Raw genomic sequence first — 2,021 nt, 5'->3', positions numbered from 1 at the left:
TTCTTGCATTGACTTACCTAGTTAAGAGTCAGTTTACAGTAGATAATGGCACAAAAATGAGCCAAGTATGTGCTCTACTTTCGAGTAAAACTAATAGCGCTAGTTACCCAAATAGAAACAAAAGATTGATTACCAAGCTAGACGAACAGACTAGCGAAAAATGCTACAACGACTGCCTTCCAGTAACTTAATATTTTTATATAAAAGTTCATTGGCATTGGCGACTAAATTGTAATTGGCATCATACTTTTTGGAGGAAAGAATATCACCCGTCAGTACCCTCATTCGAGAGAGAATCTCAGGTAATCCTTTTAAAATGATAGCTATGTCACGAACAACAGTACATTCATGAATATTATGGAGCTCACAGCAGTCGTTATCGATCTTCATCCCAATAACGCCCTCAGTGCGCTGCCTAAACAGGCTCGGATCAAACACTCCGGTATCGGTTGAAAGCCTAACGAGACGATGAATCATTGAACGCAAACCATGGACACTCAGGTCAAAATCATACGGAAGTAGCTCAGCACTGACGACGAGTAAGCACGACAGCATTTTCTCGAGCTCTTTAATCTTGCTTTCAATATCAAGAAACAGATTTGAGTTCTTTGGTGACTCGATCGGGCTAGACAGGTGCGCTTCAACTAAGGTGATCCAATGCTGATGCGCCCTTTCAAAATACAAAAAAGAATTGAGCCTAAGGTTTGATAAGGTATGAGATATCTGATTGTGACCACCTAGCTGATCAAGGCGGTCACTTAACTCATTGGCGATCACTAAAATCTGGGCGTCTAGACCAAGTTGAGGCTCACCAATGAGATTTGGAAAGCCAGTTCCGTCATTTCGTGCGTGGTGGTGTAGAACCAGCTCCGCAAGCCCTTCTAGCTCAGGTAGGTACTTTTCAACTAAACGTGAACTAATCAGAGGGTGAATATCTCTGCCGTCAAGCGAGCTAGCTGGAGAAAAGAAAGGGCCATTAACCTTTGTGGGAAACTCAATCGTCTCGGTATCGGGTGCGTGTTTACCAATATCTTGCAGTAAACCAGCGACGAACAGCAATCTTTGGTTAGCTTCTGTGAGGCCAGCTGACCGGCCAATCAATAACGCACACCAACTGCAAAACAAAGCCCTTTCGAAGTCGATTTGCGAACAAACATGGACACGAGTAAGTGCCTTCATGATCTCAGGAAATTTTTCAAGCTCATTGCAAAAGAAAACCATTTTTGGCCAATATGAATTGGCTTGGTTTATTTTGAAAAGCGTCGGATGGGAGTCAATAAACATCCGGTATTCGAGAAGCAAGCTTGCTGCGCTGATATAATAATTACCGCCAAGGTAATCAAAACTGCTATCACTCATGGCACTAAATTTCCAGGACAATGTTCGAAAAAGGTATGATTTAAAGATAGGCTACAAGCCCTATATATTCAAAGACGAAAGCGTGATAATTTACTCGTTTTATATATTTGAACGTTTAAGACTATTGCTTGTCTTACTTGTCTCCAAGTTCAGAAACACGCGCTAACAATTCAAAGAGAGATCTCCCTGCATGCATGATGATGTTAAAAACTATTACGGGAAAGTATTAGAAAAAACCGAAGATCTTAAAACCAACGCCTGCTGTACAAGCGCTGGTTTACCTAGACATGTAAAGACGGCATTAGCCAAGGTTCATGATGAGGTACTAGCCCGTTACTATGGCTGCGGTCTAATTGCCCCACCCGTGCTTGAAGGAATGCAGGTAATGGATCTTGGCAGCGGGTCTGGCAGAGATTGCTACGTTCTATCCCAATGGGTTGGCGAACAAGGCCGTGTCTTAGGTATCGACATGACAGAAGAGCAGCTTACCATTGCACTTGAGCACGAATCTTACCATGCCGAGAAATTCGGCTACGCAAGCAAGAATACAGAATTCAAGCTGGGTTATATCGAACGTTTAAACGAACTTGGCCTTGAAGAAAACAGTTTTGATATCATCGTATCAAATTGCGTTATCAACCTTTCACCAGACAAGGAAGCCG

2 protein-coding genes are annotated in these 2,021 nt (G+C 42.6%); one reads left to right on the top strand and one right to left on the bottom strand.

The genetic code is table 11. The features are described 5' to 3' along the window. Nucleotides 1-150: 150 nt before the first annotated feature. Nucleotides 151-1,359, bottom strand: a complete 1,209-nt coding sequence (locus tag A3766_RS22925) for an HD-GYP domain-containing protein (RefSeq protein WP_068510800.1) — start codon at nt 1,357-1,359, stop codon at nt 151-153. Between the two features lie 190 nt (nt 1,360-1,549). On the opposite strand from A3766_RS22925, the gene A3766_RS22920 reads away from it, so the two are divergent. Further along, the coding region (locus tag A3766_RS22920; protein WP_156509060.1) for a methyltransferase domain-containing protein at nt 1,550-2,021 on the top strand (472 nt) is incomplete at its 3' end.

It is taken from the genome of Oleiphilus sp. HI0132 (assembly GCF_001635845.1).
Note: the sequence above shows the minus strand (reverse complement) of the source record. Positions and strands in the feature narration are given on the sequence as shown.

Excerpts from the sequence above, each read along its gene's own strand:
- A3766_RS22925 (WP_068510800.1), bottom strand. The coding sequence starts at position 1,359 with ATGAGTGATAGCAGTTTTGATTACCTTGGCGGTAATTATTATATCAGC.